The organism is Sphingobium sp. 22B (genome assembly GCF_001580035.1).
Lineage (GTDB): Bacteria > Pseudomonadota > Alphaproteobacteria > Sphingomonadales > Sphingomonadaceae > Sphingobium > Sphingobium fuliginis.
In genome coordinates this window covers 111,428-134,040 of sequence record NZ_LTAB01000010.1, presented here as the reverse complement: position 1 = coordinate 134,040, position 22,613 = coordinate 111,428, and the positions used below count along the sequence as shown (strand labels likewise).

Annotated in this window: 23 protein-coding genes; 1 reads left to right on the top strand and 22 read right to left on the bottom strand. The window is 64.9% G+C overall.

All coding sequences use genetic code 11. The features are described 5' to 3' along the window. Position 1: 1 nt before the first annotated feature. The 20 genes from trbK-alt to A0J57_RS11525 all read right to left on the bottom strand — a co-directional run bounded on the left by trbK-alt (position 2) and on the right by A0J57_RS11525 (position 18,068). Positions 2-370: a putative entry exclusion protein TrbK-alt gene (gene trbK-alt, locus A0J57_RS11620; protein WP_061935778.1), complete on the bottom strand. Its 369-nt coding sequence runs from the start codon at positions 368-370 to the stop codon at positions 2-4. Beyond that, positions 363-1,109, bottom strand: coding sequence for a P-type conjugative transfer protein TrbJ (gene trbJ / locus A0J57_RS11615; RefSeq protein WP_061935775.1), 747 nt, complete (start codon positions 1,107-1,109; stop codon positions 363-365). The genes trbK-alt and trbJ overlap by 8 nt, the downstream gene beginning before the upstream one ends. Beyond that, on the bottom strand, positions 1,106-3,559 hold the full coding sequence (gene trbE, locus A0J57_RS11610; protein WP_061935754.1) for a conjugal transfer protein TrbE: 2,454 nt from the start codon (positions 3,557-3,559) through the stop codon (positions 1,106-1,108). Before trbE ends, trbJ begins: the two co-directional genes overlap by 4 nt. Positions 3,560-3,563: 4 nt before the next feature. Then, on the bottom strand, positions 3,564-3,827 hold the full coding sequence (locus A0J57_RS11605) for a VirB3 family type IV secretion system protein (RefSeq protein ID WP_061935751.1): 264 nt from the start codon (positions 3,825-3,827) through the stop codon (positions 3,564-3,566). Continuing rightward, complete coding sequence (locus tag A0J57_RS11600) at positions 3,827-4,141, bottom strand: TrbC/VirB2 family protein (protein WP_061935748.1); 315 nt, start codon at positions 4,139-4,141, stop codon at positions 3,827-3,829. The genes A0J57_RS11605 and A0J57_RS11600 overlap by 1 nt, the downstream gene beginning before the upstream one ends. Further along, on the bottom strand, positions 4,138-5,067 hold the full coding sequence (gene trbB / locus A0J57_RS11595) for a P-type conjugative transfer ATPase TrbB (RefSeq protein WP_061935745.1): 930 nt from the start codon (positions 5,065-5,067) through the stop codon (positions 4,138-4,140). The genes A0J57_RS11600 and trbB overlap by 4 nt, the downstream gene beginning before the upstream one ends. Positions 5,068-5,339: 272 nt before the next feature. Then, positions 5,340-6,161 (bottom strand): exodeoxyribonuclease III, encoded by an 822-nt coding sequence (gene xth / locus A0J57_RS11590; RefSeq protein WP_061935743.1) that lies wholly within the window; start codon positions 6,159-6,161, stop codon positions 5,340-5,342. After that, positions 6,158-8,050 carry a DNA ligase D gene (gene ligD / locus A0J57_RS11585; RefSeq protein ID WP_061935740.1) on the bottom strand — a complete coding sequence of 631 codons (1,893 nt, stop codon included), beginning with the start codon at positions 8,048-8,050 and terminating at the stop codon, positions 6,158-6,160. Before ligD ends, xth begins: the two co-directional genes overlap by 4 nt. Positions 8,051-8,123: 73 nt before the next feature. After that, positions 8,124-8,306, bottom strand: a complete 183-nt coding sequence (locus A0J57_RS11580) for a DUF3606 domain-containing protein (protein ID WP_061935737.1) — start codon at positions 8,304-8,306, stop codon at positions 8,124-8,126. 87 nt (positions 8,307-8,393) lie between these two features. After that, a complete protein-coding gene (locus tag A0J57_RS11575) occupies positions 8,394-8,960 on the bottom strand; it encodes a hypothetical protein (RefSeq protein WP_061935733.1) in 567 nt (188 codons plus the stop codon). Between the two features lie 30 nt (positions 8,961-8,990). Beyond that, the gene (locus tag A0J57_RS11570; protein WP_061935730.1) at positions 8,991-9,455 is read right to left on the bottom strand and encodes an SRPBCC family protein; all 465 of its coding nucleotides are present in this window, start codon (positions 9,453-9,455) and stop codon (positions 8,991-8,993) included. Between the two features lie 235 nt (positions 9,456-9,690). Then, positions 9,691-10,287, bottom strand: a complete 597-nt coding sequence (locus A0J57_RS11565) for an alpha-ketoglutarate-dependent dioxygenase AlkB (RefSeq protein ID WP_061935853.1) — start codon at positions 10,285-10,287, stop codon at positions 9,691-9,693. Then, the gene (locus A0J57_RS11560) at positions 10,287-10,694 is read right to left on the bottom strand and encodes a thermonuclease family protein (RefSeq protein WP_201030937.1); all 408 of its coding nucleotides are present in this window, start codon (positions 10,692-10,694) and stop codon (positions 10,287-10,289) included. The genes A0J57_RS11565 and A0J57_RS11560 overlap by 1 nt, the downstream gene beginning before the upstream one ends. A 19-nt stretch (positions 10,695-10,713) precedes the next feature. Next, entirely contained in the window at positions 10,714-10,977 is a 264-nt protein-coding gene (locus A0J57_RS11555) for a DksA/TraR family C4-type zinc finger protein (RefSeq protein WP_061935724.1), read from the bottom strand. A gap of 57 nt (positions 10,978-11,034) precedes the next feature. Continuing rightward, positions 11,035-11,325: a hypothetical protein gene (locus A0J57_RS11550; protein ID WP_061935721.1), complete on the bottom strand. Its 291-nt coding sequence runs from the start codon at positions 11,323-11,325 to the stop codon at positions 11,035-11,037. Further along, entirely contained in the window at positions 11,312-14,572 is a 3,261-nt protein-coding gene (locus A0J57_RS11545) for an error-prone DNA polymerase (RefSeq protein ID WP_101756460.1), read from the bottom strand. The genes A0J57_RS11550 and A0J57_RS11545 overlap by 14 nt, the downstream gene beginning before the upstream one ends. Beyond that, the gene (locus A0J57_RS11540) at positions 14,569-16,374 is read right to left on the bottom strand and encodes a DUF6504 family protein (protein ID WP_082718657.1); all 1,806 of its coding nucleotides are present in this window, start codon (positions 16,372-16,374) and stop codon (positions 14,569-14,571) included. The genes A0J57_RS11545 and A0J57_RS11540 overlap by 4 nt, the downstream gene beginning before the upstream one ends. Further along, on the bottom strand, positions 16,292-17,068 hold the full coding sequence (locus tag A0J57_RS11535) for an ImuA family protein (protein WP_173664350.1): 777 nt from the start codon (positions 17,066-17,068) through the stop codon (positions 16,292-16,294). Before A0J57_RS11535 ends, A0J57_RS11540 begins: the two co-directional genes overlap by 83 nt. An 88-nt stretch (positions 17,069-17,156) precedes the next feature. Beyond that, positions 17,157-17,399: a DUF6582 domain-containing protein gene (locus A0J57_RS11530; RefSeq protein WP_061935715.1), complete on the bottom strand. Its 243-nt coding sequence runs from the start codon at positions 17,397-17,399 to the stop codon at positions 17,157-17,159. 81 nt (positions 17,400-17,480) lie between these two features. Continuing rightward, positions 17,481-18,068, bottom strand: coding sequence for an SOS response-associated peptidase (locus tag A0J57_RS11525; RefSeq protein WP_061935712.1), 588 nt, complete (start codon positions 18,066-18,068; stop codon positions 17,481-17,483). A 59-nt stretch (positions 18,069-18,127) separates the two neighbouring features. Here A0J57_RS11525 and A0J57_RS11520 point away from each other — a divergent pair, with 59 nt between their 5' ends. After that, entirely contained in the window at positions 18,128-18,661 is a 534-nt protein-coding gene (locus A0J57_RS11520) for an SOS response-associated peptidase family protein (RefSeq protein ID WP_064232652.1), read from the top strand. Positions 18,662-18,742: 81 nt separating this feature from the next. On the opposite strand, the gene A0J57_RS11515 is transcribed toward A0J57_RS11520, so the two are convergent. Both A0J57_RS11515 and A0J57_RS11510 read right to left on the bottom strand, forming a co-directional pair. Beyond that, positions 18,743-20,458, bottom strand: a complete 1,716-nt coding sequence (locus A0J57_RS11515) for a UvrD-helicase domain-containing protein (RefSeq protein ID WP_061935710.1) — start codon at positions 20,456-20,458, stop codon at positions 18,743-18,745. Continuing rightward, positions 20,455-22,575 (bottom strand): AAA family ATPase, encoded by a 2,121-nt coding sequence (locus tag A0J57_RS11510; RefSeq protein WP_061935708.1) that lies wholly within the window; start codon positions 22,573-22,575, stop codon positions 20,455-20,457. The genes A0J57_RS11515 and A0J57_RS11510 overlap by 4 nt, the downstream gene beginning before the upstream one ends. Positions 22,576-22,613 lie beyond the last annotated feature (38 nt).

Below are 22,613 nucleotides of genomic sequence, written 5' to 3'. Positions count from 1 at the left end.
CTCAGCGCTCCAGGTTCATGGGCGCGGCGGCGTCGGGCGACCGCGCAGGGGTCGGCGGCGCCACATAGCTGCGGCTCTCGCCCAGAAAGCGGCGGCGATTGACCTCCCATGCTTGCTGGCATTCCGCATCGTCGCTTCCAGCGGGGAGCGATCTGCAGCGCAGCAGCTCGGCCATCAGGGGATCGCTCGCCGGCGCGGGGGCGGCCCCGCTGTCCGCCACAACGGCAAAGCGCGATGGCGATGGCGCAGGGTCGCGCAGCGCCATCAGACCGATCATGCCGGTCACGGTGCCGATGCCGGCTGCGGCAACCGCGAGCGTGCGCCAGTTGGGCAGGCCGAACCGACCGCGGGGCGCCCTGTCATCAGTCATGGAACAGCGCCACGCTCTGGGCGACATAGCCTGTCCCCGGTTGCGAGAAGCGACGCGCCTGTTCGCGGCCCTGCGCTTCGTCAGCGGCGGTGCGGGCGGCAGCGATATTCGCCGAGCGCGCCTGAGCGGAGAGCATGGCGGTCAGGTCGGCGAGCTGCCGGGTCTGCAGCGCGAGCAGCTGGTTTCCGGCCTGCGCCGCTTGCAGCGCACCGGTTGCGCTTTGGCTGGCATCGACCAGCGTTCCGACCTGCGTGCGCGTGTCGTCGATATTGCCGGCGACGGTGGCCGAGGTCCGGAGTGTGTCCTGGTAGGAGGCGAGCGCGTCGTGCCAGCGGGACTGGGCGCCAGCGACGAGATCCCCCTGCGACGTGCCCGACAGCGATCCGGTCGGGTAACGCTGGCTGAACACCCGGTCGACGTCCGCGACGTTATAGGCGATCTGCTGCGCCTGGTTGATCAGCTGACGCGTCCGGTCGATCGACTGGCGAAAGCTCGACAAGGTGTTCGTCGGCAACGAGGTCAGATTGCGTGCCTGATTGATCAGGCTCTGCGCCTGATTCTGGATCTGCGTGATCTGGTTGTTGATCTGCTGGAGGCTGCGCGCCGCCGTCAGCACATTCTGCGCATAGTTGGTCGGATCATAGACGATGCCGCCGAACTGCGCGTCGGCCGGCGCGGCGAGCGCCAGCGACAGGGCGGCAGCGCCAAGAGCGAACGAGGTGATACGGGAACGGGTCATGCGAAGGCCTCCTGCGGTTCGAGGGTGGGAGCGGTGAGAAGATCGGCGGCCCAGCGCAGCCCGCGGTGCCGCAGCCAGGCGGCGGCAAAGCCGTCGGCGCCATGCTGCTCGACGAGCGCGCTGATCGCGTTCAGGTCGGACCGGGACGACGCGGCGGCGAAGGCAAGCGCGACCGGACCGAGCCCGAGATCGAACAGGCGGTTGCCGAGTGCCGACTGGCAATAATAGTCGCGCTTGGGCGTCGCCGAGGCGATGATCTCGATCTGGCGGTCGTTGAGCCCGAAGCGGCGATAGACACCCGTTATCTGGGGCTCGAGCGCGCGCTCGTTGGCGAGAAACAGCCGTGTCGGGCAGCTCTCGATGATGGCGGGCGCAATCGCCGAACCCTCGATATCAGCAAGGCTCTGCGTCGCGAACACGACGCTCGCGTTCTTCTTGCGGAGCGTCTTCAGCCATTCCTTGAGCTGGCGGCCGAACAAGGGGTCATCGAGCGCGAGCCAGCCCTCGTCGATCAGGATCAATGTCGGAGGGCCATCGAGCCGGCGACCGATGCGGTGGAAGAGGTAGGCGAGCACGGCCGGGGCTGCGGTCGTTCCAACCAGACCTTCGGTTTCGAAGGCCTGCGCGTCGCTCTCCCCGAAATGCTCGACATCCCCATCAAGGAGCCGGCCATAGGGTCCGGCCAGCGTATAGGGTGCCAGCGCGCGCTTGAGGCCTGACGCCTGGATCAGCACCGCGAGACCGGTGAGCGTGCGCTGCTGCACCGGCGCATCGGCCAGCGATCCCAGCGCCGTCCAGAGATGATCTTTCACCTCGGGCGTGATCGCGAACTCTTCGCGGGCGAGGATCGCCGCCAGCCAGTCGGCCGCCCAGGCGCGTTCGTCGAGCTCATCGATCCGCGCGAGCGGCTGCAGCGAAACCGGCGCGGCCGTGCCGCCGAGCGCGCCACCAAGATCGTGCCACTCACCGCCAACGCCGAGCGTGGCCGCGCGGATCGAGCCGCCATGGTCGAAGGCGAAGACCTGCGCTCCTTCGTAGCGGCGAAACTGGAGCGCCATGAAGGCGAGCAGGACGCTCTTGCCCGAGCCGGTCGGACCGACGACGAGCGTGTGGCCGACGTCGCCGACATGCAGCGACAGCCGAAACGGTGTCGATCCTTGCGTACGCGCATGGAACAGCGGCGGCGCCTTGAAATGGCCGTCGCGATCGGGACCTGCCCAGACCGCCGACACCGGCATGATATGAGCGAGGTTGAGCGTGGAGACCGGCGGCTGGCGGACATTGGCATACGGATTGCCGGGCAGCGAACCGAGCCAGGCCTCAAGCGCGTTTAGGCCCTCGACGATGCAGGCGAAGTCGCGGCCGCGGACGATCTTCTCAATCGCCTGGAGTCGTAGATCGGCGTCGCGTGGACTATCACCCAGCACGGTGATCGTCGTGGTGACATAGGCGTAGCCCGCAATGTCGGCGCCAAGATCCTGCAACGCCGCGTCGGCCTCGGCCGACTTGTTGGCAGCGTCGGTGTCCACCAGCACGCTCGCCTCGTTGGTCAGCACCTCCTTGATGATCGCGGCCAAGCTCTTGCGCTTCGAGAACCATAGCCGGCGGATGCGACCGAGCATCCGCTGCGCCGCCACCTTGTCGAGGCAGATCGCCCGCGTGGTCCATCGATAGGCGAACCCGAGCCGGTTGAGCTCGTCGAGCATGCCCGGCACCGTCACAGCCGGAAAGCCGGTGACGGACAAGGTGCGCAGGTGCTTGGAGCCCAGCTGCGGCGCGAGGCCGCCGACCAGCACTTCGTCCGACAGTAGCGCGTCGAGGTGCATCGGCGTCTCAGGCACCGCGATCCGCTGATCGTGGGTCGAGATCGTCGAGTGCAGATAGGTCAGCGTCTCGGCGTCCGACAGCCAGATGGCTTCGGGCATTACGCCCTCGATCATGTCGAGCACGCGGCCACTGTCCCGCTCGAAATTGTCGAGATGGTCGGCGGCGGTGGCAACGCCTGCCGCGCCGCCCTCGTAGAACAGCGCCGACGCCTTGGACGTGTCGTCGGCCGGCGGCAGCCATTGCAGCGTTAGATAATAGGCGCTGGTGAAATTAGGCTGGGTGACGTCGCCGCCGTCGAACTGGTCGCGCCGCTCCTCGTCGATCAGCGCGGAGACAGGATCAATGAACCCTTTCGAGGCGGGGTAGCCCGGCGATTCCTTGCGCTGTGCCTCGACATAGATCGCCCAGCCGGTGCCGAGCCGCTTCAATGCGCTGTTCAATCGGCTCGAGGTGGCGATCAGCTCGGCCTGGGTCGCGCTGTCGAGATCGGGACCCCGAAACCGCGCGATGCGCAGGAAGCTGCCATCCTTATTGAGAATGATGCCGGGCGCGATCAGCGCCGCCCAGGGCAGGAAATCCGAGAGCCGCGAGGCGCGGCGGGCATGTTCGCGTAGGAACATCATGGCTTTAGCTTTCGAAAAGAGTGGGCAGCGCGATGTGGCGGCGGGCGACGGGAAGGATCTGCGGGTCGCGGCGCGCGGCGAAGACGGCGAGGCCATGGCCGACCACCGCCATCACGATGCCGGCGATCCAGAGCCGCAAACCAATGCCGATCGCGGCGGCGAGCGTCCCGTTGACGATCGCGAGCGCACGCGGCGCGCCGGCGAGCAGGATCGGCTCGGCCAGCGCCCGATGCACGGGCGCCGCGAAGCCGGGCAGATCCTCCTGCATCAGACGAGCGCTCCGCCGCCGAAGCTGAAGAAGCTCAGGAAGAAGGACGAGGCGGCGAAGGCGACCGACAGGCCGAACACGATCTGGATCAGCTTGCGGAAGCCGCCCGACGTATCGCCGAACGCCAGGGTCAAGCCAGTGATCACGATGATGATCACGCCGATCACCTTGGCGACCGGGCCCTGCACCGAGTCGACGATCGACTGCAGCGGCGTCTCCCACGGCATACCCGAGCCGCCGGCCCAGGCGGGCGAGGAAGTGAGGATCGCGGCCGCGGCGAGGCTGGCGCGCTGAAGTTTCTGCAAGGGGGTCATGAGGCTGCTCCTGTGGCAAGGTGGATGTGGAGAAGGCGGTAGGTGCCGTCGGGCTCGAGCCCTTCGACGCGAACGAGTTCGGACAGCCGGCGCTCAGGCCCGCGGCCGGTCAGCACGGCAATCACGTCGATTGTCTCGGCGATCAGCGCGCGCGGGACATGCGGGATTGCTTCGAGGATCAGCTGCTCGAGCCGGTGAAGCGCGGCGGTCGCGGTGCCGGCATGGATCGTGCCGATCCCGCCGGGATGGCCGGTGCCCCAGGCTTTCAGAAGGTCGAGCGCTTCGGGACCGCGAACCTCGCCGACCGGCACGCGGTCCGGACGAAGCCGCAGGCTCGAACGGACCAGATCGGTCATGGTGACCCCGGGCGCAGTCCTGAGCGCGACAACATTGGCCGCTTCGCAGCGCAGCTCGCGGGTATCCTCGATCAGGATGATCCGGTCATTGCTCGCGCTGGCGGCGGCGAGCAGCGCGTTCGTCAATGTCGTCTTCCCGGTCGATGTGCCGCCGGCGACGAGGATGTTGGCGCGGGACTGGACCGCTTGCGCCAGATAGGCCGCCGCGGTCGCGGTCATCGTGCCGGCCGCCACATAGTCGGCAAGCGCGAGCGGCAGACTGGCGGGCCGGCGGATCGAAAAAACCGGATCGGATACCACCGGCGGCAGCAAGCCCTCGAAACGCTCGCCGCCTTCCGGCAGCTCGGCCGAGACCCGCGGCGTGCCGCGATGCACCTCGGCACCGACATGATGGGCGACAAGCCGGATAATGCGCTCGGCCTGGAGCGGGCTCAGTCTCTCGTCAGTTGCCGCAATGCCGCTGTCGAGGTGATCGACCCATAGCCGCCCATCGGCATTGAGCATGATTTCGGCGACATTCGCGTCATCAAGCCAGGCCGCGATGGCCGGGCCCAGCGCGCTCCGCAGCATCGCGGTTCCGCGTGCGTGAACGATGGCTGATGGCTGGGTCACTTGAGCCTGTCTCCGTGGATCGGGAGCCGCACGAGCGGCCTCGGAGACAGGTAAAGAATGCCAAATTCGGCCGCTTACAACAGCATTCCACCGGCGTCGTAAGAGCGGCGACGGCCGGATATATTAGCGCGGATCGGAAATACGTGCCGTCGCGGCTGGGGCTCAATTCTACGGCTTGGCGACGCGAATCAGATGGCTTTCAAACGCCGTCTCTGGCTCGCCGTAGGATGCTATGCTTTTCCTCCAGCCGACGCCGACGCCTTGCGCCGCCGTTTCGGCTTATCGGCCAGTTCCACCCAAACCGGTGCATGGTCGCTGGTCTTCTCCCAGCCCCGGACGTGACGATCGACCTGTGCGTCGACCAGCCGATCTGCCAGCGCCGGGCTCAACAGCAGATGGTCGATGCGAAGGCCGGCGTTGCGGGCATAGGCGTTCCGGAAATAATCGAAGAAGGTATAGATCACCTCGCCCGGGTGGATAGTCCGCAACGCGTCGGTCCAACCCTGGTCGAGCAACCGGAAATAGGCCGCCTTGACCTCCGGTGCGAACAGCGCGTCGTCGAGCCAGCGCTCCGGCTTGTAGACGTCGAGATCGGTGGGCATGACGTTGAAGTCACCCGCCAGCATGACCGGCGCGCCCGTCGCCAGCAGCGCGGCAGCATGTTCGATCAGCCGCTCAAACCACCGCAATTTGTAATCGAACTTCGGACCGGGACGTGGATTGCCGTTCGGCAGGTAGAGCCCGCCGATCAGGATGCCGTTGACCGCCGCTTCGATATAGCGGCTGTGACTGTCGTCGGGATCGCCCGGCAGCCCGCGGCGGGTCTCGTGGATTTCGCCTACCCGGCTCAGAATGGCGACGCCGTTCCAGCTCTTCTGGCCATGCCAGATCGCATCATAGCCGATGTCGCGGATTGCCTTTTCCGGGAATTTCTCCTGCGGCGCCTTCAACTCCTGCAGGCAGACGATGTCGGGCTCCTCCTCCTCCAGCCAGCGCAACAGCACCGGCAGGCGCCCGTTCACGCCGTTCACATTGTAGGTGGCGACCTTCATAGATCGGGCAGAACCTGATCGGCGCGGCCCCAGCCCGAGAGCGCTTTCGAGGCGGCGCGCTTCACCAGCTCAGCAACGTCGCCGACATGAAAGTGGGCAGGCGTGTCGATCGTCTCCATCTCTTTCCAGGTGATTGGCGCGGCGACCGGCGCGCCGGACCGGGCGCGCGCACTGTACGGCATGACTGCTGTCGCGCCTCGCTGATTGCGCAGATAGTCGACGAATATGCGGCCCTTGCGCTGCGCCTTCGGCAGCGCGGCGGTAAAATTCTCGGGATCGCTTTGCGCGACGGCCTGGGCGAGGCGATGCGCGAAATCCTTCACCTCCGGCCACTCTGCCTTCGGCACGAGCGGGGCAATGACGTGGATGCCCTTGCCGCCAGTCACCATCGGGAAGGTCTCAAGCCCGATCTGCTGGAGGATCTCGCGGAAGTGGAAGGCCGCCTTGCGCACCGCCTCGAAATCGAGTCCTTCGTCCGGGTCGAGATCGAAAACCAGACGATCGGCCTTCTCGACATCCTCGATCCGCGCGCCCCAACCATGGAATTCGATCGAGCCCATTTGCACGCAGGTCAGCAGGCCATCGGCGGTGTCGATGTACAGGTACGGCTCTTCGCGCCCGTCCTTCTCCATAATCCCGACATGCTTGACTGTGTCCCCGAAGCTCCCGGCGTCATGCTTCTGGAAGAAGCATTTCTTCGCGCGGCCCTGCGGGCAGCGCACCAGGCTGATCGGACGCGACCCCACCCACGGCAGCATGATCGGCGCGACCGCCGCATAATGGTCGGCGAGCTGGCCTTTGGTGATGCCCGAATCCGGATCGATCACGCGATCGCGATTGCTGATCTTGACGCTGCTGGTGGCGGGCGCCGCGATCTCAGCCACGGGCTCTTCGGTTTCCAGCACCACGGCCTCGGGCTTCTTGTCCTCACGCAAGCCCAGGTAGCTCGGGTGCCGCAGCGTCCCCTCGTTCGTCATTTCGGTATAAGCGACTTCGGCGACCAGCTTTGGCTTGAGCCAGTGCGCGCCGCGCACTTCGGCCCGGGGCGCCTTCACCGTTGGCGTCGTCTGTTCCAGCGGCGCCATGATCTCCATCAGGCGAAACAGTTCGGCGGTGTCGAAGCCCGTGCCGACCTTGCCCGCGTACCGGAGCTCGCCTTTGTCATGGACGCCGAGGATCAATGACCGGAACGCTCGACTCTTGTCCGAGGGTGTCCAGCCGACAACGACGAATTCCTGGCGCTTGATGCACTTGGTCTTGACCCAACTGCCGGCACGCGAGCCCACATATTTCGAGCTGGCGAGCTTCGAGATCACGCCTTCGAGCCCCGCCTGGCAGAAGCTGTTGAGCAGCTTTTCGCCGCTGCCCTGAATATGATCCGAGAAGCGGATATGCTCCGATTTGGCAGGCAATATCGCCTTCAATTTGGCCTTGCGCTCGAGCAGCGGCAGGCCGGTCAAATCCTCGCCGTCGAGTTCAAGCAGATCGAAGGCATAATAGTCGATGGTGGCAGGCGCGCCCTTGAGCGCGCCTTGCAATGCCTGAAAGCTCGACTTGCCGGCGGCATCTAGCACGACCGCCTCGCCATCGATCAACGCCGAGCCAACCTTGAGCGTAGCGGCGTCTTTCAGGATGCTCGGAAAGCGATCGGACCAATCGAGACCCGATCGTGTGTAGGCGCGTGCCTCTCCGCCGCCGATCGCCACCAGCGTCCGGTAGCCGTCATATTTCATCTCGTGGAGCCAGCGGTCGCCAGCGGGAACGGCATCGACCAGCGTGGCAAGCTGGACGGGCCGGAAAGGCGGCGGCTTGGATACGGCCGTGCTCGATTGGCCGCCGGTCGCTTTCGCCGGACGCTTCGAGCTCGTTTTGATCGCCGCGCGCCCCATGCGCGCTATGCCTTCTGCCTCATCCCCAACAGACTCCTGTGGGCGAGGAGTCGTTCCCGAGGGCGAGTGTGGCCTATTTCAGCTTCGCAGCTGCGGCGTTGAGCTTCTCGCGGTCGTTACCGACTTTCTTGATCAGATCTTCCGCCTGTTGCTTGGTGATGCCGTGCTTGCGGGCAAAGTAATTCACCTCATAGCCTTCACCAGCGGCGACCCGGCGCCGGTCGGCGCCACCGCGTTTCGATTTATTGTCAGCCATACTTCTCTCCTTCTCACCTTGAATCGATGAGAGCACGACCAGTTCCGAAGGCGGTGGCATTACCGGTGAGGGCTGTGCGCCTGCGCATTATCGGGACGGGGCCGAATTATCACGTGCCATAGCCTGTGCGGTGCTGCGGACTTGCAGCCAGCGTGCATATTCCGCCTGAGCATCTGCCAGCGCCCGATGAATGGGCCGCCGATCTGTTCCGCGTGGGTCGGTCCGGGCGAGCAACCCGGCCACCGTCTCGGCCAAGCGTTCCGATGGAACAGTAGCTGACAGGATCGCCTCCGCACATTCCCGATGCGCGTCATCGCTGTCGCGGAGCCGCAGGCTGTGGCGGGGAAAACCTGCGGCCCGAAGAAGCGCGCTCAGCCATTTACCGTCCCATGAGGGGGCACTGGCGAGCAGGTCATGGCCGGTAAGGCTGTCGACCATGCGTCGGGCGACAAGCTCATGCGCAGTGCCCTCGGCAAGAAGCGTGGCGCGGCGGATATGGTGGATCGCCTCGGCGGCTGGGTCCCAGTCCGTCCATGCCGGAGCAGGCCGGATCAGATACTCCTCGGATCGACCGTCTTCGAAAACCCAGGCGACTTCGATCGGGTAGCTCTGCTTGCTGAGCGACGAGGCTTCGAAATCGAGGAACACCAGCATGCCCGAAGAACGCCGGTGTCACCCGTTCGCTCATTCCAGCAGATTGGCGAGGTTCTTCAGCGTCGACTCCATGCCGGCCTTATGATCGGCCTCACTGATCCCCGGAGGCACATTCTCGGCGACGAAGGTGACCTTCGTGCCGTCGCGCACGGGCATCAGCCGCGTCGTGATCGTCATCGTGCCGCGGAACTCTGGATCCTCGCTCTCGAAGGTGACCGCCTCGACAATCTTCTCTTCCGGAACCAGCTCGACGAACCTCCCTTCGAAGATGTCAGCGTCAGCGCTCGACTTGCCTTCGCCGGCCGCGGCATCATCGTAAATGAATGCCATCCGGTAGCCGCCACCCGGCCGCGGATCGAAGTGGAAGATCTTTGCCGTCATGCCCTTAGGCGGTCGCCAGGACATGACGGTCTCCGGATCGAGGAAGGCACGATAGATGGCCCGTGGCGACGCCAGGATGGTGCGGGCTGCTGAATGGATGGCGGATTCGGTCATCCCGATTTGGATAGAAGGTGTGCCGCATGGCGACCAACGCAAAAGCGAAGGGCCGCCCCTTGCGGGACGGCCCTTCCATTGTCTTGCCTTCGCGGCCAACTCAGACGAGCCGGACCCCCGCGGTGGAGGCCATGCTCACTTCAGTCGCCGCAGTCGGCGTGGGACAATGAGACATTCGACCACCTCCTTCCCGTTGTTGAACGATAATGCGGATGTGGGATCCCAGCCGCCAAATTCAATCCGCCAAGTCGCTGTGATGCAATGATTTCGACGCGCCCCGATCGCTGAGGCTGCGGAACGTGATCGACCAACGGGGCAATTCCATCGGGGCGATGCTGTGCTCCCATTGGTGACGAACCTCGCCGGTCAGATGATAGATCGACCGCGGCGCGAGCTCGGCTTTCGCGCGCGCGAACCCGCCGGCGGTTCGCTGGCGCAATCGGAGCGTCGCGGCGTTGCCGAGCGAGATGCCGACGACATGTTCAAACACTGGCCGGTCCTTGTGCCAGCCGATGCCCGCGCCGGGATCGTAGCGGATCAACAAGGCCTGGACGAGCTGATCGGGCGCGAGGCCCGCGAAAGCGGCGGCCCGCGCTTTCACCGGCTCGAGCCAGTCCGGGAGCGGATCGGTCGGCGCGAACCGGCCGCTCTCGAAATCATAGCTCCAGCCGAACGACCGGGTCAGGCGCTTGCCAGTCCATTGCTGAAACCGGAACGGGCTGAGGCCCTCGGCATCGATCTTACCGATGAGGGAAGCCTCCTCGTCCGTCGAGATAATCTCTGGCCGGGTGGTTAGGCCGGAGACGATTGGGGCATCGAACAGGTCAGCCATCATGATCGTGGCCGCCAAGCCCGTCCGCCTTCGATCCCGCCGGCCTGGCGCAACAGCATGCCAAGCGGGCGACCGCCAAGCGTGCAGGCGGCGACCACGCGGTCATAGCTCCGCCGCCCCGCGCGGCAGACCAGGGGCTTGCCCATCGCCAGTCGTTCCAGCCGCCGCTTGGCTTCGCGGCCGCCGGCTTCGTGCAGTTCAGGCGCATAGAAGTCCGCGAGCCGGACCTCGATCCAGCGATCGGGCCGTCCGGCTGGACCGACGCAAAGGCCGTCGCCGTCGCCGACATAGCGAACGACACCGCCGAAGGTGGTGCCACTGGCGGGCAACGCGCCCTCGCACGGATCGGCGAGCGCAGGAGCGGACCAGGCGCAGGCAAGGAAGCTCGCCGCGGCGATAAGGTGCAAGCGGTTCATAGGCGTTGGGTCAGCGCAGCTGGCTGTCCTTGCTGCCGCGCCGGTTGATGCCGGAATAGGTCGGGCGCTTGTCGCGCGCGGACTGGCAGGAGACGCAGGTGCGCGCGCCGGGCAGCGCGCGGCGGCGCGCTTCCGGGATCGGTTCGCCGCATTCTTCGCACTCGGCCAGGCCGTCGCCCGTGGGCATGCGCGCACGCGCGCTCGCCAGCGCGTCCTTCACGCTGTCCTCGATCTGCTCCTGAACGGCGCCGTCGGGCGCCCAGCCATTGGCCATGCGTGCTCGTTCCCGCGGAAGTGCTTGTTAAAGTGCTGATATAGGAAGTCGGTAGGGTCATTTCATCCTTGCGACCTCTTCTGCGAGAGCGCCATTGGTGCGAAGCTGGCGCACGATGCCGTTGTAAGCAGCATGGAGGCCCTGGCTTCGGCCGATCTCGTGATCCGACCCGGCTGCCTCCCAGAATGCGACCAGCCATTCGTCGGGACAGCGGCCGCGCAGCACCCAGAGCGCCAGCGCAACGCCGCGCGTCTGCACCTTGCCCTTGATGGCCGCGGCCTCGCGCAGGACATTGACCGCGCGTTCGATGGTGCCGGTCGCACGTGCGCTCGCCTCAATGGAAGTCATGGCTGCGGATGCGGAGGATTTCCTCTTGCTCCTGGACCGTGCCGAACGGCGGCGACGCCAGCGTGCGTCCGCGCGGGAAGCTCGGATCGCGGGGATCGGGCCCGCCACCATTGTGGGCGCCATCGCCGCGGCCCGGCGCGACCGCGAAGTTTGTGCGGCCGATCGAGCGCAGCATGTCGTCGTGATCGGTGATGCGGTCGCAGATGATGTGAATGACCTCGCCTTCCTTCTGCAACCGGCCGCGCATGGCGATCATCGAGGCCGACATGACCTGGCGCCGGTAGATCTCAAACTTGTTCGGCCAGAGGATGCCATTGGCGATGCCGGTCTCATCCTCGATCGTGATGAAGAGGACGCCCTTGGCCGAGCCGGGGCGCTGGCGAACGAGGATGACGCCTGCGACCTCGACATTGCGCCCGTCGCGGATGGTCGCGAGATCGGCGCAGCGCGCGATCCGCATGGCGTCGAGCTCGGCACGCAGGAAGCTCATCGGATGGCCGCGCAGCGACAGCTGGAGCGAGCGATAATCCTCGACGACCTCGCGCCCGGCAGTCAACGGCGCCAGCGTCACCGTCGGTTCCATGCCTTCCGGAGAGAAGCTCGTCTCGCGGGCGTCGGCGGCCGCGAACAGGGGAAGTGGGGCTTCACCGAGCCCCTTGACCTTCCACAGGCCTTGCCGTCGATCCTCCGCGATGCAGTGGAAGGCGTCGGCTTCGGCCAGACGTTCGATCGCCACCCGCGGCACGTCGGCGCGCCGCCACACTTCCTCGACGCTGGCATAAGGCGTGCCACCCCGCGCCACCGCGATCTGCGCCCCGTGAATGTTGGCAAGCCCGCGCACCTGCCGGAAGCCGAGGCGGACGGCCATGAAGCGCCCCTTGGTCCGCTCCAGCGTGCAATCCCAATGGCTGTGGTTGATCGAGACAGGCCGCACCTCGACGCCATGCTTGCCGGCATCCTGCACGATTTGCGCGGGCGCATAGAAGCCCATCGGCTGGGCGTTGAGCAGCGACGCGCAGAAGACATCGGGATGGTGATGCTTCACCCAGCAGCTCGCGTACGCGATCTTGGCGAAGCTCGCGGCATGGCTTTCGGGAAAGCCGTAGCTCCCGAAGCCCTCGATCTGCTTGAAAGTCCGTTCGGCAAAATCCTTGGGATAGCCGCGGTCAATCATGCCGTTGACCAGCTTGTCGTAGAAATGGCTGACGCCCCCGGTCAGCTTGAACGTCGCCATGGCGCGGCGGAGCTGATCGGCTTCGACAGCCGTGAACCCGGCGCCGACGATCGCGACCTTCATCGCCTGCTCCTGGAATAGGGGTACGCCGAGCGTCTTCTCCAGCACGGCGCGGAGCTCGGGCTTGGGATATTCGGGCTTCTCTTTGCCTTCGCGGCGACGAAGGTATGGGTGGACCATGTCGCCCTGGATGGGTCCGGGACGTACGATCGCCACCTCGATCACGAGATCGTAGAATTCCTTAGGCTTCATGCGCGGGAGCATGGACATCTGCGCCCGGCTTTCGATCTGGAACACGCCCAGCGTGTCGGCGCGCTGGATCATCTTGTAGACCTCGGGATCATCCTCCTGCAGGTCGGCCATGCTGATCTTGATGCCTTTATCCTGCTCCAGCAGGTTGAAGGCGCGGTTCATGCAACCGAGCATGCCGAGGCCGAGAACGTCGACCTTCATGAACTTGAGCGCGTCGATATCGTCCTTGTCCCATTCGATGATCTGCCGGTCCTCCATGCGGGCGGGCTCGATCGGCACGAGATCGTCAAGCCGGTCCTGGGTCAGCACGAACCCGCCCGGATGCTGGGAAAGGTGGCGGGGCGTGCCGATCAGCTGGCGCGCGAGACGGAGTGTCAGCTTGAGCCGGTGATCTTGGGCATTGAGGTTGAGGCTTTCGATCTGCTCGTCGCTGATCCCGTCCATCGACCAGCCCCAGACGAGGCCGGTCAGCATCTTGGTGAGATCGCGCGGTAGACCCAGCGCCTTGCCGACTTCGGCCACCGCACCGCGCGTCCGGTAGCGCGTGACGACGGCGGTCAGCGCCGAGCGATCGCGCCCATAGGTCTCGTAGATCCATTGGATGATCTCCTCGCGTCGCTCATGCTCGAAGTCGACGTCGATGTCGGGCGGCTCCTTGCGTTCGCCTGAGACGAAGCGCTCGAACAGCAGCTCATGCTGGATCGGGTCGATCGATGTGATGCCGAGCAGATAGCAGACGCAGCTGTTGGCGGCTGAGCCGCGGCCCTGGCAGAGAATGCCGCGCCGACGGCTCTCGGCAACGATCGAATTGACCGTCAGAAAATAGGGCGCGTAGCCGAGCTGCTCGATCAGCCGCAGCTCATGCCCGATCTGGTCGCGATAGCGCTGCGGGACCCCATTCGGGAATTTTGCCACCGCCGCCGCTTCGGTCATTTCCGCCAGCGCTTCCTGCGCCGTGCGGCCGACCATCACCTGCTCGTAAGGATATTGGTACTGGATCTCCCCAAGGTCGAAGGTGCAGGCGCGCGCTATGTCGGCGCTGGCCTGGATCGCGTCGGGAAATGCGCGGAAGCGCCGCTCCATTTCCGCGGGCGCCTTCAGGTGACGGTCCATGAAGCGCTCGCGCCGATAGCCAAGCGCATCCACGGTCGTCTTCTCGCGGATAGCCGTCACCACGTCCTGAAGCGGTCGCACCTCCGGGCTGTGATAGAGCACGTCACCCGTCGCGACGGCCCGCACGCCATGCCGAGCAGCGAGCGCGGCGAGTTCATGGAGCCGGATCGCATCGTCGGGCCGGCGTCGGAACGAGAGCGCGCAATATCCGTGGGCGCCAAATGCCGCCGCCATGTCGGTGAGCTGGCGCGCGGTCGCCTCGTCGGGAAGATCGGGCAGCAAGATGCCGACCAGCCCTTCGGCATGATGGATGACGTCGGCCCAGTCGAGAATGCAGAACCCCTTGCCGCCGCGGGCCTTGCCGATCGACAGCAGCCGGGTCAGTCGGCTCCAGGCGGCACGGTCCTGCGGATAGAGAAGCAGGTCATGGCCGTCGGTCGCATGGACGCGGGCACCGGGGATCATGCGCACGCCGGTGGTCTTCTGGCCGTCCCAGCCGCGGACGACGCCGGCAACCGAACCCCAGTCGGCGAGCCCGAGCGCGCCATGACCTTGGAGGGCTGCCGCCGCGAACAGCTCTTCCGGCGAGCTCGCTCCGCGCAGGAACGAGAAGTGGCTCATCACCTGAAGTTCGACATAGGCCATCAGCCGAACACCCCGTGGATGTACCAGCTGAGATCGCCCGTCTCGGGCTCGACGCCATCACCGCGCCGGAACAGCCAGAACCGTTCGCCGCTCTCCACCTCGACGCGGAAATAGTCGCGCACCGCCCATAGCTCGGTATCGGTCCGCCACCATTCGCCGTGGATGCGCTCAGGACCGTCACCGGCGGTCACGCGATAGGCCTGCCCGCGCCAGGTGAAGCGCCGTGGTGGATGATCGGGGAGCAGCGCCACGACATGGGTCAGATGCTCCGGTCGGCGCAGCATGCGGACGGGCCGCTTCCATCTCGGCCAGCAAGCCGGTTCGTCCAGTGGGCCGACACGGCGGATCGCGCGCTCCGGCACGTCGCTTTCGTTGGGGGCCACACGAAACACGGCGTCCTCGCCGGCACGGCCGACCAGCTGGTCTATCGCCGGTGCGAGGTCCGTAACCGCCTCGTCGGACCTCACCAGCGATCCTGCCGTGCTGGCGCCGAGCGGCTCGCTGTGCGGCACGGTAAGGTGCATCGCTTCGATTCCAAGTCCGGGCTCGATCCGATCGAGCTTCAGTCCGAACATGCGCTTGAGGTGCTTGGCGTCGCGCGATGCCCGCGACGCTCCGATCCCGACGCGCTGCGCCTCGCCATCGACCCTGTCGGCGACGAGCAACGCGGTGCGGACGCCAAGCCCGCGCTGCCGAAGCACGCCGATCAGGTCATCGACGAGATCCGAAATTACCTGTGTGATGCTCTCGGGCGTGCCGATCGGCTCGAGCAGACGACGCGACACCTCGGGCGCCTCGAACGGTACCACCGCCGTGATCGGCTCGGCGACATGGCCGAGCGCCTGGTCGAGACGGGTCACGGCGTTGAGGCCAAGCCGCTTTGCCATCGGCCCGCGCGGGAGGCGGACAAGATCAGCCACGCGCTCCAGCCCAAAGCGCGCCGCGGCGGCCAGCGCGGCCGCCTCGAGCCGCAATGCGGCTACCGGCAGCTCGGCAAGGGCCGCCGCCTCTGTGCCGGGTTCGAGAACAAGGATGTCTCTACCGCCATAGCGCGCCAGCGCATGCGCCGCGCCCGGCGTGCCGGCGATCGCAATGCGCGCCGTAAAGCCTAGCCGCTGGAGGAAGCGGAGCAACCGGCGGCAAAAGCGCTCTTCGCCGCCGAACAAATGGGTCGTGCCGGAAAGGTCGAGCCACAGGCCATCGCCACCCGACACGCTGGCGGTCGGCGTCCAATGCATGACGCCGTGCAGCGCCAGCCGATCGAGCCACGCCTGGTCGCCTGCGGGATCGGCGTCCCGCACGTCGAGATCGGAAACCAGTGCCCGCGCATGGGCCGCGACCATCCCGGGGGTCAGGCCCAGCGATAACGCGACGGGGCAAGCAGAGCGGATCACCTCGCGCTGCCCGACACGTTCGATTAGAACTGTCGGCCGATCATTGCCGAAACCCCTGACGGGCATCGGTGCCGCGGAGCGCCCGCCTTCATCTGGCGGCATCGCCTTGAACGGATGCTCGACCGGTTCGGACCGGCGTCCGAGCATGCGCATCGGCGGCCGCTGATGGGCCGGCAGCTGCGCCATCTGGCCGATGACTTGGGCCTTAGTCAGCCCGCCGTCACGGGCCCAACGCGCGCCCGGTCGCCAGCCGCCGCCACGCGGAACCGAGCAGGCGCCGGGGTCATCGTCGACGGGCGAAGGGAACGGCGCCGCGAGAGCGCGCGGTTCAAGCGGCCTGGCTGGCCGCTCCGACCGCCGCAGCCGCTCGATGGCGAGCTGGGGCAGGTAGAGCGAGGCGACCCGTGTCATCGCAAGCCTCGACCATGAGAGAGAATGGGTTGCCGTTTCGCTGCCGCACCAGCTCGACCGACCAGCAGGCGCGGCCGACGCCGGGCGCAGGCAACGGCACGGAAGGCGCGCAGCCGATCCGCCAGCGGGTCATCGCCGCGGACGGACGCTCTAGCGGATCGCGATTGGACCTCGCCCATCGCCGGAGCAGCAGCATCGGCGTTCGACCGTCCGCCGCCGCCAGCTGCAGCCGCCGGGTGGCGGTCTGGTCGGCGACCTTCACCTCGGCCACCACGGCGGCGAAGCTGCCATCGCGAAGCGAATCCTCGGCCAGCGCCAGCGCCATCGTCTCGTTCTTGCCCTGAAGGTAGAGCAGCTTGGCAGCCGGAAGGCCGGCCTGTTCGAGGCCGGGTGCATAGAGATCGAAGCGGGTGAGCGCCCAGGCGACGTTGGCGCCGGGCACAGTAGCGAACCGTGCAGCGAGCCCCGCGACGAACAAGGTCGCGGCGGCATCGTCACCGAGCGTCGGCGAGGCAGCGGTGATTTCGTGCAAGCCGGCGCCGTCTATGCCGCCGGCCCCAAGCCGATTATCGAGCGCCTCAATCCCAAACGCCAGCACCGGCCCGCGCTGGCTTTGGGCCTGCGCGAGCTGCGCGCGAAGCGCGGCTAGCGGATCGGCGGACGACCGATCGAGGGACGAGAGTTGGGCGGACATCGGGCAACATCGACTCACTTGTTCGCGTTATGTTCCGATGAGTCCGGAGATTCGTCAAGGCTCGTGAATCGCTTAGGTGCGCTGTGACCTAGCTCTTGCCGATCTCGCGCCAGGATTTCTCGCTGATTTCGACGCCATGTTTTTTTGCCGCCGCCTTGATCCGCTTCCAGGCTTCGTCCCGTTCGTCGTCGCTCACGTCCTTAACCTGGTTGAAGCGTGCTACCGCGTTGCGGACGTGGCTCGCATTTTCGAGCGGTTCCTTTCGCTGCTTTGGAAATGCGAACGAGCTCTTGGATAATTCGTCGCGGTCTTCGGTGCTGAGCTTGGCCATTATCGCCTCCTGATATCCGCACTCAACGGATGAGGAAGGCTGAGGGTTCTGCTCCGGCGGCGGCCAGTTCCGGGGCCGCGCTTATCCGACCTGCTCGACAGCAAGGCTGCCCGCCGGGAGGGCCTTGAGAATGTCCTTCGCCGAAACCGACGGGTCCAACCAATCGGCCCAGTCGGCACGATCGAGGATCGCAATCTGACGGTCGTGAAAGGGCGCGATGTCCGGGCCAGGCTCCATGGTCAGCATAGTGAAGGCTTCGCCGACATCAGGGTTGCTCCGCCAAATGCCGGCGATGCAGAACCAGGGCTCGCCCTTCTTCGTGAAGAGCCATTTGTCCTTGCGCTTCTTTTTCGGATCGTCGGGGGTCGTAAATTCGTAGAAGCCGTCGGCGATGATCAAGCAGCGGCCGGTCGTGAACTCGCGGCCCTCCGATCGAAAATTGTAAACCGGCTTCTTGTTCAGCGCGGGCCAGCTCCATCGGCGCTGCACGAGCTCGCCTCTCAGGCGGCCCGCACTGCTGCGCACGATCGGGGCCGTGTCGGTGATCTTGATGTCCGCTCGCGGAGCAACGTTGGGGATCCCCTCCGGCGTCTCGATCGCAATCTCCAGATCATTGAAATCCTCCATGATCGAGGCGATCTCAACTTCGAGGCGGTAATCGTTACACATGTCGGACCCCAATCTCCTCAGCCTTGCGACTCACCATCGTTCTTATTATGTTCCATATCATGGACGCGACCGCGACTCCGTTTGAAGCCGACGCCCCGGAGGACAATCTCCGGCCGATCGTGCGGTACAAACCGGATGAACCCGGACGACCCCAACTGATCAAGGCACGCTGGGGGTCCAATCCGCGCTTTACCGATGGCGTCGAGTTTAGGTTCGTGCGCTCCGAGGGCAAGACGTTCCCGAGCCACCGGTGTCTAATCCCGGCATCAGAATTTCAGGTGCGGGTCGGTGAAAAGCGCTACCGGGTGAAACTCGACGACGGGAATTTCTTCTATCTCGCCGGGATATGGGAGCCGGCCATCGGTGATTGGCCGCTCTCCTTCCGGATCATTACCGTCGACGCCAATGCCGAGGTCTCGCAATATCAGCAGCGGCACGGGGCCATAATCCTTCGTCGCCAAGTCAAGGACTGGCTGGATGGCGTTGTGCCCGAGATCGACCTGCTGGTGACGCCGCCTGCGCGGATATTCGATGTTCGGGAAATCGGTGCGAGGGGCAAGGTGAAACTCGTCCAAACGAAGCTTGCTGTTTAGGGAAACGACAATAGCAAAGTGCCCGCATTTGAACGCTGCTTCGTGAAACTTAGGGTCCTCTGGAAAAGGGTAGTCCCGAAACTAGAGCGTGATGGAAACGATGCTGCCTGAACCAAACAGTCGCGTGGCGGTCTGTAAAGCCGTGGCCGACATCGTCTGGGTTGCCAGAACTGCGAGCCTCTTCTTTGGCCGGGAGACAGAGACGTAGAAGAGGTTCCGCGCGCGATAATACCCCTTCTCGTTCTTCGCGGTGATGGCGCCGGTCGTCAGCAGCTCAAGCAGCTGGGGCCAGTTGTAATGGTTCCACCCGCCGCCAAGCACGACGATGACGTTATCGAACTCCGCGCCCTTAACGCTGTGCTGTGTCGCAAACGGCGTCTGGCCTTCGATGAATTCGGCGAGCCGGACCAGTTCCTGGTACGGCGCCTCTCGCACGAGGCCATGCTCCTGGAGCGAGCGCGGCAACTCCGCACCGTCTTCGGCCGCCGCAAGCTCCTGCTCGCGCCTAACAATCCGGTCCGGTAGCCGAGGTCGACCTGTTCCCTTCAGGAGATCGACGACGTCGCCTATGCTTCCGTTGGCGCGCGCGTCCGCTAACGCGGCCATGTCGGTCGCCCACACGACCTTGTCTTCGTGCGAGCTAAGCTCTGGTCGTGACCCAAGGATTCTGAACATGTCGCCGAAGCGCTTCTCGGTGAAAGCACGACACATCGGCTCCACGGTGTCGACGAGAAAGGCGATCAACGGATCCTCCTTCTTCGCGAAGGAGTCATTGTAACGATAAGCCTTCGCGATGGTGGGATAGCCGCGCTCAGCGGCAATCGCGTTATGCGTCAGCATAAGGATCTTCGTCTTCTCGGATGACAGATCCCACCCGTCTTGTTCCAGCCTCTCCATCAGCTTCGCCATAAACTCGCGGCTGATCTCCGGGGGCGTGTCGTTCTTGGATGACGAACTGCTGGTCCGCTCGCCTGTGTAGGAGTTGGCGTGAAAGAACCGCGCCTCGCCTACAGCGTCGGGATCTTTGACGGCCTGTTTTAGCTCCGGTCGCAACGCGTTCAGCACGTTCACCACCGCGGGCACCGACCGAAAATTCGACCCCTTGTCGATCGGCTCAAGGGAGGGATAGGCCGCCAGACCATAGTCGCTACGGTAGATGGTCTGCCAGTGATCGCCGAAGAAGCCGATCCTGGGACCGGTGCCAGTGGCTAGAAAGTGCTCTGCCAGCGCCGCCATGAAATGCGGATCGGTGTCCTGATACTCGTCCACGAAAATGACGGGGTAAGTTGCGGCAAAAAGAGCCCGGAATTTCGGCTTCCCGAGCAGATGCGCCATGAATCGTGGCACATCGTCGTGATGGAGCGTAATGCGCTTCTCGTCGATACCGAAGAAGCCCAGCTGATATTCCACGATCTGATCGGCCACACCGCCTGCTTCAGCGATCTTGTCCTGCTTGTCCTCAAGGGCCGCGACGAGCGCCCGTAGATCCTTCTGGAACCTGGACATGAACCCCCAGCAGAACGCGTGGATGGTTTCCACAAGGATCGCTGGGTGCTGCTCAATCTCTTGCGCGATTTCCTCCCGCGCCACCTCAGTATAGGTAATGCAGGCGACCTTCTGGCCCGCCCACTGCAGGTCGCGACCGCGCTCGTTGATGAGCTTCTTGAGCGCCTCGACCAGCGAATAGGTCTTGCCGGCGCCTGCGCCGGCTTCCAGCCGGAAGTTGCGACCTTCGTCCAAGCATGCGTCAACGCGTTTCTGCGCCTCCTTGGCAGCTTCGACCGCGGGGTTCGTCATAGATCGCACTGCTGCGCGGCGTTTGAAGGCGCGGCGGGACTGTCGTCCGAGCCTGCCGCGATCGGCGGCGGGCCCGCGCCGACACCAGCAAGCGGTGGCGGAGCTTCCGGAGGCGGGGGCGGCTCGGACAGCCAGGTCAGGCCTTGCTTGATGTATTTAGGGACGGCCCAATCCGCTTCCTGGATGGCGAACCGCAGGGCGGTCTCTGATTTGCTGAGGTCTTGCGCCATCTCCCACGCGAGCAATCCGCGATCGCCTTCCTCGGGCAGGCCAAACCGCTCAGGATTTGCGAGGATCAGCGCATCCTCATAGCTCCGCCCGCACCAGCTCGAGCCATCTTCCGGGACCTGGTAAGCGATTGAGCGATAGCGGGAGAGCTTATCTTCCGGCGTCTTGGCGCAGAGCGCCTCGATGCTGATCTGCTGGCCCTTGGGGACCGCGAACCAGTTTCGGATCGCGGCGTTCGAGCTGTGCTCGCCTTCGGCGCAAGGACATTTGACCGCGCGCGGCTTATCCTTGGTCTTGTCGATCCGAACCGCATCGATGTCGGTGATGATCAGGCTCTTCAGTTCGAGGAAGTCGAGCAGTGGGTAGAAGATGTGCGCGTAGGCGCCGCCGACCTCGATCGTCGTGATATATTGGCGGCCGAGCTTCCGTTCGGGCGCGAGCCCTTCGTCCACGAGCCGCACGATGCGAGGCATCAGGATGCGCTCGGTGGTCCCCTCGACCAGGATCGCCTTGTCCGCGAAATATAAATCGCATTGGGTCAGGGTCATGTACTGATGGAGGAACTCGCGATCCTCCTGGGGGATAGCGGCGCTGCCTTTGCGGAAATCCTTGACCTTGGTACGCCGCGCCCCTGCGGCATCCTGGCTCGAACTCAGAAAATAGCGCACCGCTTCGAACGAGGCGGCGTTTGCAACGTGCGGCGAGTGTGTCGAGATGACGAACTGAACCTGCCAGACCGGCTCGCCTACATATTTGGCGGAAAGTGCCGCGACGGCGGCGTTCAATTGTGCGATCAGCACCTCTTGCATCTGGGGATGCAGGTGCGCCTCCGGCTCTTCGATGAAAACGAGATGCGTACCGGGCCGGAGCGAGCGAGCGCGGTACGCCTTATGAAAGGTCTCGAGCTGCAACAGCATGTAGATCAGGTTACGGGTGCCAAGGCCGTTATAACCCTCGGGTAGATGGACGCCGTGCTGGCCGGTGTAGAAGATCTTCGTGTGATCCGATAGAAGCGTCTCGACGTTTAGCGACGTTTCAGGCCTCAACTCGGCATCGTTGAGACCCGGAAAGCCGAACGCGCTCAGTGCCGGCAGCAGGTCCTTCACCATCGTGTCGAAGTCGTTCTGAATCGTCTGTTCGATCTGACTGACGGAGGTCTTCAGCGCGGCTGCCAGGGCTTGGTCGCTCTCAGCGGCCGTCATCGAGCTCGCGGTCTGGAATAGCGTTCCGAGGAGCCGCCCGATCACGGCGGTATCGCTTGGCTTGCTGCTGTCGAGTGTTCGTTGAGCGCGCACGAAGCCGCATTGAACGAGCGCCGATAGTGCGCCGGTCCCGTCGAGCATGCGGAAGTTAGCCGGATCCGTGGGGTCGATCGCAGTGACACTTATGCGATAAGCTCGAGGCAATGTGTCACGGAGTTGGCGGTAAAAATGAGCGATGCCGTCGCTGCCGTCCTCTGCCTCCTGAACATCGAACAACGTGGCGAGCGAGGCTGACGACGCAGCATATTCGATCCGCGCGATGGCGGTCGAGCAGCCAGGATCAAGGTCGATCACGAACGGTGCGAGAGGGCCCAACTCGCCGTTGTCGGGATCATATTTGAACGTGAGCGTGACCGCGATCGCCGGAAGGAGAGCGAGAACCTCCTCCGGGTTGCCACCGGACTCGCGTTTCGCCTTTGCTTCGAGAAACTTGCCTCGGGTGCCGGCCGAGAAATCCTCCAGTCTGAACTTGGGGCCGTGCTCACCTGCGAGACGATCAAAGATCTCGGTGAGCGAAGTTTTACCGCTGTTGTTCCGGCCGACGATGACTGTCGCAGTCGGTTCGAGCAGCAGCTCGACGTCTTCCAAGAGCCGAAATCCCTTTACCTGGATCTTTTCGATGAGCATGGATTCTATCTCGGCTTCGGATGTTGGTTTAACCTAAA